Origin of the sequence: Streptomyces sp., assembly GCF_050698815.1 — a bacterium.
Lineage (GTDB): Bacteria > Actinomycetota > Actinomycetes > Streptomycetales > Streptomycetaceae > Streptomyces.
Genome location: NZ_JBOHCV010000388.1, coordinates 1 through 9,091, shown reverse-complemented (window position 1 = coordinate 9,091; position 9,091 = coordinate 1). Strand labels below are relative to the sequence as shown.

At 72.6% G+C, this 9,091-nt stretch carries 7 protein-coding genes; 6 read left to right on the top strand and 1 reads right to left on the bottom strand.

Features of this window, described 5'->3' with window-relative positions; genetic code table 11:
• The 6 genes from ACRDP3_RS14305 to ACRDP3_RS14280 all read left to right on the top strand — a co-directional run.
• Nucleotides 1-2,405: MFS transporter (locus tag ACRDP3_RS14305; protein ID WP_431517305.1), on the top strand; the 2,405-nt coding region annotated here is incomplete at its 5' end.
• Nucleotides 2,406-2,565: 160 nt separating this feature from the next.
• Nucleotides 2,566-3,399 carry a M55 family metallopeptidase gene (locus ACRDP3_RS14300; protein ID WP_431517304.1) on the top strand — a complete coding sequence of 278 codons (834 nt, stop codon included), beginning with the start codon at nt 2,566-2,568 and terminating at the stop codon, nt 3,397-3,399.
• Nucleotides 3,392-4,732: a M20/M25/M40 family metallo-hydrolase gene (locus tag ACRDP3_RS14295; protein ID WP_431517303.1), complete on the top strand. Its 1,341-nt coding sequence runs from the start codon at nt 3,392-3,394 to the stop codon at nt 4,730-4,732. The genes ACRDP3_RS14300 and ACRDP3_RS14295 overlap by 8 nt, the downstream gene beginning before the upstream one ends.
• A gap of 41 nt (nt 4,733-4,773) precedes the next feature.
• Nucleotides 4,774-6,831: a prolyl oligopeptidase family serine peptidase gene (locus ACRDP3_RS14290; protein ID WP_431517302.1), complete on the top strand. Its 2,058-nt coding sequence runs from the start codon at nt 4,774-4,776 to the stop codon at nt 6,829-6,831.
• Complete coding sequence (locus tag ACRDP3_RS14285) at nt 6,828-7,769, top strand: S66 peptidase family protein (protein WP_431517301.1); 942 nt, start codon at nt 6,828-6,830, stop codon at nt 7,767-7,769. The genes ACRDP3_RS14290 and ACRDP3_RS14285 overlap by 4 nt, the downstream gene beginning before the upstream one ends.
• Complete coding sequence (locus ACRDP3_RS14280; protein ID WP_431517300.1) at nt 7,766-8,311, top strand: DinB family protein; 546 nt, start codon at nt 7,766-7,768, stop codon at nt 8,309-8,311. Before ACRDP3_RS14285 ends, ACRDP3_RS14280 begins: the two co-directional genes overlap by 4 nt.
• 31 nt (nt 8,312-8,342) lie before the next feature.
• On the opposite strand, the gene ACRDP3_RS14275 is transcribed toward ACRDP3_RS14280, so the two are convergent.
• Nucleotides 8,343-9,091 (bottom strand): aminoglycoside phosphotransferase family protein (locus tag ACRDP3_RS14275; protein ID WP_431517299.1); only part of this gene is annotated, 749 nt, incomplete at its 5' end.

Sequence of the window (9,091 nt, the reverse complement as noted above, 5' to 3'; positions counted from 1 at the left end):
GGCCCGGACACGGCTCCCCGGCCGGACTCAGCCCGCGCCGCGTGCGGTTCGTCTTCCTCGGGCTGATGCTCGCCCTGCTGCTGGCCGCGCTCGAACAGACCATCGTCGCCACGGCGCTGCCGAAGATCGTCGGTGAACTGCACGGCCTGGACCGGATGTCCTGGGTGGTGACCTCGTACCTGCTGGCCGCCACCATCGGGCTGCCCGTCTACGGCAAGCTGGGTGACCTCTACGGCCGCAAGGGCGTCTTCCTGTTCGCCATCGTCGTCTTCGTCGCCGGTTCGGGACTGGCGGGCTGGTCGCGGACGATGACGGAACTGATCGCGTTCCGCGCCCTGCAGGGCGTCGGCGCGGGCGGACTCATGATCGGTGTGCAGGCGATCACCGCGGACATCGTGCCGCCGCGCGCACGCGGGCGCTACATGGGACTGATCGGCGCCGCCTTCGGGCTCGCCTCCGTCGCGGGACCGCTGCTGGGCGGCTGGTTCACCGACGAACTCTCCTGGCGCTGGTGCTTCTACGTCAACGTCCCCTTCGGGCTGCTCACGCTGCTGGTCATCGCCTTCGTGCTCAAGCTGCCGCGCACCCACCGGCGCCCGAAGCTGGACGTGCTGGGCACACTTCTGCTCGGCGCCTTCTCCAGCTGCCTGGTGCTGCTGACCAGTTGGGGCGGAACCGAGTACGCGTGGGGTGACCGCGTGATCCTCGGACTCGGCGCGGGTGCGGTGCTGAGTGCGGGGCTCTTCCTCGTGGTCGAACATCTGTGCAGCGAGCCCATTCTCCCGCTGCGTCTCTTCCGCGACCCGGTCTTCAACATCACCGGTCTGGTCGGAGCGACCGTCGGCATCGCCCTGTTCGGTGCCGCGAGTTACCTGCCGAGCTATCTGCAGATGGTCGACGGCGTCAGCGCCACCGAGTCGGGCCTGCTGATGCTGCCCATGATGGGCGGGGTCGTCCTGGCCTCGACCCTCTCGGGCCAGCTCATCTCCCGTACCGGCCACTACAAGGTCTTCCCCGTGCTGGGCTGCGTGCTGTCCACCGCGGGCATGTGGCTGCTGTCCCGGCTGGAGCCGGACACCGCACGGGAGACCTACAGCGTCTGGATGGGCATTCTCGGGCTGGGCATCGGCTTCGTGCTGCCCGTGCTGGTGCTGGCCGTGCAGAACTCGGTACCCCCGACCGACCTGGGCACCGCGACCAGCGCCAACAACTACTTCCGGCAGATCGGCGGCAGTGTCGGCGCCGCCGTCTTCGGCACCCTGTTCACGCAGCGGCTGACCGACGGTCTCGCACGGGAGCTGCCGCCTGCCGCGGCCGGCACCCTGCCCGACCCCACCTCGCTCACCCCTCAGCTGGTGCACGCGCTGCCCGGTCCGCTGCGCGAGGGCTACGTACAGGCGTACGCGGACGCCATGCCGCGGATCTTCCTCTGGTTGGTCCCGGTACTCCTGCTCGGCCTGGTCTTCGCCTGCTTCCTGAAGGAGAAACCACCGGTGAACGAGAACCCGTCCGTGCCGGAGGCACGCACCGCCGAGCCGACCGCCGAGCCGACCGCCGAGCCCGGCGGCGAGCAGACCGCCACCAGGGCCACCACGACGGCCACCACCGCCACGACGGCGCCCCTCACGACCGTGGCGCCGCGCACCGGCGGCGTTCCGGTCTGCGGGAGCGTGCGGCACCACGACGGCAGCAGCGTGCCGCACGCGGCACTGACTCTCATCGACACCGGCGGGCGGCAGATCGGGCGGGGCGCGACGGGCGAGGACGGGCGGTACGCGCTGAGCACGCCCGGCGCCGGCTCCTACGTCCTGATCGCCGCCGCGGGCGGTCACCAGCCGCAGGCGGTCAGCGTCAGGGTGGGAGAACGTCCCGTCGAACTGGACGTCCTGCTGGGCGGCGCGGGGCGGCTGACGGGCTGTGTGCTCACGGCCGAGGGCCACCCGGTCCGGGACTCCGCGGTGACTCTCACCGATGTACGCGGCGAAGTCGTGGCCGCCACCCGCAGCGGGCGGGAGGGGGACTACGTCATCAACGACCTGGTGGCCGGCGAGTACACCCTCGCGGCCAGTGCGCCCGCCTATCGGCCGGCCGCGCTGCCGGTCTCCGTACAGGCGGCGCGCGAGACGCGGCAGGACGTCGAACTGGCGGGCGGAGCCGTGCTGCGCGGGACCGTACGGGCCGGCGGCGGACGGACCGTCCAGGACGCGCGGGTCACTCTTCTGGACGCGGCCGGTAACGTCGTGGAGTCCGCCACCACGGGGCCGGACGGGGCCTTCCGCTTCGTCGACCTCGCCGCCGGCGAGTACACCGTCGTCGCCGCCGGGTATCCGCCGGTCGCCACGGTGCTCCAGATCGCGGGCGGCAGCCCTACGGAGCGCGATCTGCAACTCGGGCACAAGGCCTGAACGTTCCGCCTGCCGGGGAGCGCCGACGGCCGGTTCCGACGGTCGCTCCGCCCGCGGATCGGCTGGTCACAGGGCAGAACGGTGGAACTCCAGTGGTTCAGACCACAGGAGTTGTCCACACGGGTGTCATGGCGTTTGCCGACCGCGTAACGTTCCCGCCATGAAGATCCTCATCAGCGCCGACATGGAAGGCGCCACCGGCGTCACGTGGCCTGCGGACGTGTTGCCGGGCACGCCCCAGTGGGAGCGCTGCCGGCCTATGTTCACCTCGGATGTGAACGCGGCGGTGGCGGGATTCTTCGACGGCGGCGCCGATGAGGTGCTGATCAACGAGGCGCACTGGACCATGCGGAACCTGCTGCTGGAACAGCTGGACGACAGGGCCCAGATGCTCACCGGCCGGCACAAGTCGCTCAGCATGGTCGAGGGCGTTCAGCACGGAGACGTGGACGGCATCGCCTTCGTGGGCTACCACACGGGTGCGGGCGACGAAGGCGTGCTGGCGCACACCTATCTGGCCAACTCGATCACAGGCGTGTGGGCCGACGGCGTACGGGCGAGTGAGGGCCTGCTCAACTCCCTGGTCGTCGCGGAGTACGGGGTGCCGGTGGTCCTGGTGACGGGGGACGACCGCACCCTGGAGGACGCCAAGGGCTACGCGCCCGAGGCCCTCGGGGTCGCCGTGAAGGACTACGTCTCGCGGTATGCCGCTGTCTGCCGTACGCCGGGCCGTACCGGCGCGGACATCAGGGCGGCGGCCCAGGAGGCGGCCGGGCTGGCCGTGCGGGTGCGTCCGTCCCCGCCGCAGGAGCACACCGTGGAGCTGGAGTTCGACGCCGAGCATCTGGCCGGGGCGGCGACAGTGGTGCCCGGGGTGACGCGAACGGGGGAGCGCCGCGTCGCCTATGCCTCGCCGGACATGTACGAGGGAATCCGCACCTTCAAGGCGGTCACGACGATCGTCTCGGCAGCGGTGGAGGAAGCGTATGGGTGAGCACGCGACGGCGCACGTCGATGACCGGGCCCTGGCGGAGGTGGTGACCTTCACCTCGGAGCTGATCCGCCTCGACACCACGAATCACGGCGGCGGCGAGGGCTCCGAGCGGGCCGCGGCGGAGTATGTGGCCGAGCGGCTGGCCGATTCGGGCATCGAAGCCACCCTGCTGGAGAAGGCGCCGGAGCGTACGAACGTGGTGGCCCGCATCGAGGGCACCGACCGCGCCGCGGACGCGCTGCTCGTGCACGGCCATCTCGACGTGGTGCCCGCCGAGCCCGCCGACTGGAGCGTGCACCCCTTCTCGGGCGAGATCCGCGACGGTGTGGTGTGGGGCCGCGGCGCGATCGACATGAAGAACGCCGACGCGATGGTGCTGGCCGTCGTCCGGGCCTGGGCCCGGGCCGGTGTGCGGCCGCGCCGCGACATCGTGCTGGCCTTCACCGCGGACGAGGAGGACAGCGCGGACTACGGCTCGGGGTTCCTCGCCGATCACCATCCCGAACTCTTCGAGGGATGCACCGAAGGCATCAGTGAGTCCGGCGCCTTCACCTTCCACGCCGGGGGAGGGCTGCGGCTCTACCCCGTCGCGGCCGGCGAGCGCGGCACCGGGTGGCTGCGGCTCACCGCCCGCGGCACGGCCGGACACGGCTCGAAGGTCAGCAGCGCGAACGCCGTGAGCAGGCTCGCCGCCGCGGTGGCCCGGATCGGCGAGCACGAATGGCCGCTGCGGATCACGCCGACCGTGCGCGCCGCGCTGACGGAGCTGGCGGCGGCGCGCGGTCTGGCCGCACCCGATCTGGACGCACCCGGCTTCGACGTCGACAAGCTGCTCGGCGAGCTCGGCCCGGCGGCCGCACTGGTCGAGCCGACCGTGCGCAACAGCGCCAACCCGACGATGCTGAACGCCGGTTACAAGGTGAACGTCATCCCGGGCAGTGCCACCGCCTTCGTCGACGGGCGGATGCTGCCGGGCGGCGAGGCGGAGTTCCGGGAGACCCTGGACCGGCTCACCGGCCCGCACGTGGACTGGGACTTCCATCACCGGGAGGTCGCCCTTCAGGCGCCGGTGGACTCGCCCGCGTACGGGGCGATGCGGGAGGCCCTGGAGCACTTCGACCCGGACGCCCATGTGGTGCCGTACTGCATGTCGGGCGGCACCGACGCCAAGCAGTTCTCCCGGCTGGGCATCGTGGGATACGGGTTCACGCCGCTCAGGCTCCCCGAAGGCTTCGACTATCAGGCGCTCTTCCACGGCGTGGACGAGCGCGTCCCGGTCGACGCCCTGCACTTCGGCGTCCGGGTCCTCGACCGCACCCTGCTCGCGTTGTAGTTCCCCGCTGTCGCTCTCAGTCCCCAGGAGGCACACCGCACATGGCGCCCACCACCGCCCCCTACGGCAGCTGGCCGTCCCCGATCGACGCCCGGCTCGTCGCCTCGCACGACGGGCGGCCCGAGTATCTCGGCGCCGTCGGCGAGGAGATGTGGTGGACCGAACCCCGCCCGAGCGAGGGAGGCCGCCGCGCCCTGATGCGGCTGCCCGCCTACGGGCAGGGCGAAGCGCGGTCGGTACTGCCCGCCCCGTGGAACGTGCGCAACCGCGTCATCGAGTACGGCGGACTGCCCTGGACCGGTCTCTCGCGGGACGAGGACGGCCCGCTGATGGTCTTCACCCAATTCGCCGACCAGCGGCTGTACGCCTACGAGCCGGACGTGCCCGGGGCCGCGCCGCGCCCCCTCACCCCACTCGGCACGGGTGCGCAGCAGGCACCGGACGGGCTGCGCTGGTGTGACCCGGTGGTGGTGCCGGGCGGCGCAGACGGGCTCGAAGTGTGGTGTGTGCTCGAGGAGTTCACCGGTGCGGGGCCCACCGATGTGCGACGGCTGCTCGCGGCCGTACCGCTGGACGGGTCGGCCGCCGAGGACCGCGGCCGGGTCCGTGAGCTGACCGACGACGAGAGCCGCTTCGTGACCGGCCCGCGGCTCTCCCCGGACGGCCGCCGGGTCGCGTGGCTCGCCTGGGACCACCCGGCCATGCCCTGGGACGGCACGGTGGTCAAGACGGCCCGGATCACCGGCGCGGGCGAGCTGAGCGACGTGCGGATCGTGGCGGGCGGTCCCGAGGAGTCGGTGGCGCAGATCGAGTGGGCGCCCGACGGCGCCCTGCTCCTGGTCTCCGACGAGTCCGGCTGGTGGAACCTTCAGCGCCTCGATCTCGCGGGCTTCGAAGGCATCGAGGGCCGGCACGCCGGTGAGGCCGGGGCGAAGCGCTCCCTGTGCCCACGCGAGGAGGAGTTCGCGGCCGGGCTCTGGCGCATCGGCCAGAAGTGGTTCGAGCCGCTGCCGAACGGCCTGATCGCCACGCTGCACGGCCGTGGCGCGATGCGGCTGGGCATCCTCGACCCGGAGACCGGCGACCTCGTGGACGCCACCGGACCGTGGACGGAGTGGGCCGCCGTGGCGGTGTCCGACACCCGGGTCGTCGGCGTCGCCGCCGGACCGCGCAGCTCCTACGAGGTCGTCGAGCTGGACACCGGCAGCGGACACAGCCTCGTCGTCGCCGCCCGGCACGAGGATCCCGTCGATCCCGCCCACTATCCACAGCCGCGGGTGCGCACCTTCACCGGCCCGGGCGGGCGCGACATCCACGCCCACGTCTACCCCCCGCACCACCCGGAGTACGCCGCCCCCGAGGGTGAACTGCCGCCGTACGTGGTGTGGGCACACGGCGGCCCGACAAGCCGGGCCCCACTCGTACTCGACCTGGAGATCGCCTACTTCACCTCCCGCGGCATAGGCGTCGTCGAGGTCAACTACGGCGGCTCGACCGGGTACGGCAGGGAGTACCGCAACCGGCTGCGCGAGCAGTGGGGCGTGGTCGACGTCGAGGACTGCGCCGCAGTCGCCCGGGCGCTGGCGGCGGAGGGCAGCGCTGACCCGGAGCGGCTCGCCGTGCGGGGCGGCAGCGCGGGCGGCTGGACGAGTGCCGCTTCCCTCACCTCACCGGCCGCCGAGGGGCTGTACGCCTGCGGGACCATCAGCTACCCGATCCTCGACCTGACGGGCTGGGCCACCGGAGAGACCCACGACTTCGAGTCGCGGTATCTGGAGTCCCTCGTCGGTCCGTTGGACCGGTTTCCCGAGCGCTACCGCGAACGCTCGCCGCTCCAGCACGCCGAGCGGATCGCCGCGCCCTTCCTGCTGTTGCAGGGGCTGGAGGACGTGATCTGCCCGCCTGTGCAGTGCGACCGCTTCCTGGAGCGGGTGGACGGACGCGGCGTCCCGCATGCTTACCGCGCCTTCGAGGGCGAGGGCCACGGCTTCCGCCGTGCGGACACCATCGTCCGGGCGGTCGAGGCCGAACTCTCCCTCTACGCACAGACGTTCGGCGTCAGCCGGGATGACGTGCCCGCTCTGGAGCTGACCCGGTGACCCGGGAACCACAGCCGCTCACCCGGCCGCGCCGGCTGCGGCCCGGTGACCGGGTGGGTGTCGTCGCGCCGAGCGGCCCGGTGCCGCGGGAGCGGCTGACGGCCGGCGTGGAATTGCTGCGTGAATGGGGTCTGGAACCCGTCGTGGGCCCGCATGTGCTGGAGCGGCATCCGTATCTGGACTACGTGGCCGGCACCGACGAGGACCGGGCACGGGACCTCCAGGACGCGTGGTGCGACCCGTCGCTGGCGGCGGTCATCAGCGCGCGCGGCGGCTACGGCACCCAGCGCGTACTGGACCTGCTGGACTGGGAGCGGCTGCGGGCCGCCGGCCCCAAACTGTTCGTCGGCTTCAGTGATCTGACCGTGCTGCACGAGGCGCTGGCGCAGCGGCTCGCCCTCGCCTCGCTGCACGCACCGACGGCGACCACGGACGCCCTCCTCAACGATCCCGCGACGCGCGAGCACCTGCGCAGCACGCTCTTCGCACCGGAGACCGTGCGCGAGATAGGCCCCGGTGAGGCCACCCGCACCCTCGTGCCCGGCCGTGCCCACGGCGTCACCCTCGGCGGGAACCTCTCCCTCCTCGCCGCCGAGCGCGGCACCCGCCACGCCCGCCCCTCGGCCGCGGGCGGCATCCTGCTGCTGGAGGACGTCCATCAGCCGCCCTACAGCCTGGACCGGCTGCTCACGCAGCTCCTCCGCTCGGGCTGGCTCGACGGCGTATCGGGCATCGCGCTGGGCTCCTGGGCGCACTGCGGCGACTATGAGGACGTGCGAGCGGTGCTGCGGGAGCGGCTCGCACCGCTGGGCGTCCCCGTCGTCGAGGAACTGGGCTTCGGCCACGGCCCCTCTACACCGACCCTTCCCCTGGGAGTCCCGGCCGTGCTGGACGCGGACGCCCGTACCCTCACCTACGACGAACCGGGACTCTCGTGACCGCCCTTGACGCCTCAGCCTCGATCCCCCCACTGCCGCTCGGCGAGCCCGACCCCGCCCTCGCCGATCCGCACGCGCTGCTGCGCGGCTATCTCGACTACTACCGGGATACGCTGCTGCGCAAGATCGACGGGCTCGCCGAGGACGAGCTGCGCGGCAGCCGGCTTCCGTCCGGCTGGTCTCCGCTGGAGCTGGTGCGGCACCTGACCTACGTCGAACGCCGCTGGCTGTCCTGGGGCTTCGAGGCCGAGCGGGTGCCGGACCCGTGGGGCGACCGGGGCGGCGACGACAAGTGGCGGGTGCCGGACGGGGTGACGGTGGCGGAGACCATCGCGGCCTTCCGCGCCCAGTGCGACCGTTCCCGCGAGATCGTCCGCGAGGCGCGGCTGGACGCCCACGCCAGGCTGGGCGGCCGCTTCCCCACCGAGGAGGAGGCGCCGTCGCTGGCCTGGATCCTCTTCCATCTGCTGCAGGAGTACGCGCGGCACGTCGGACAGCTGGACGTCGCACGGGAGTTGGCCGACGGCGCGACGGGGGAGTGACCTCCGGGGATCACCCGCTCCGGGGCCGGCTTCAAAGCCCGGCGACATCCGCCAGTGTGCGGGCCTGCCGCAGCAGCCCGGTGCTGCCGGACAGAGCTTCGTCCTCTTGGGCGGACTCGTCGACGGACCACAGCGCGTGCTCCATATGGCGTGCCACGGCCCAGGCGCGCACCCGGTCCACGTCCTCACCGAGCGCGTCCGCCACCAGGGCGGTGCGCCGCGTGAGTACGCGGCGCGGTTCCGGATGAGTGAACGGATCGTCGATCTGCTCGATCAGCCGCCACGGATCGAAGGCCGGGTCCCCGTACATCGGCTTGGCGTCGATGGCCAGCCACGGCGCACGCTCGGCGGCCAGCAGGTTGCCGGGGTTGAAGTCGCCGTGCAGGAGCGTCTCCCGTTCGGCGCCGCCCGGGAGTTCCCGCAGCAGGGCCGCCGCGAGAGTGAACAGACCCGTGTCCACACCGGCGGGCCAGTCGCGGCGCGCGGCGCGCTCTTCGGCGAGGCCGGCCCACTCGGCCGCCACGTCGGACAGCCGTTCCACGTCCGGCGGAGTGTCCCCTTCTCCGGCAGCCCACAGCCGATCCAGCACCCCCGCCCCCAGCAACAGCCGTTCCTCGGCGGGGATGTGCCCGGCCCGCCCCAGTTCTGTCCCGGGCCGGCACCGCTCCAGCAGCAGCGCGTACCGCTCCGGATCGTGCTCGTGCACCAGCACCGCACCGTCCCCGGCCCACCGCCGCAGCACCGTGCCCTCGGCCCGCGCCTCCCGGTGCGGCCAGGTCA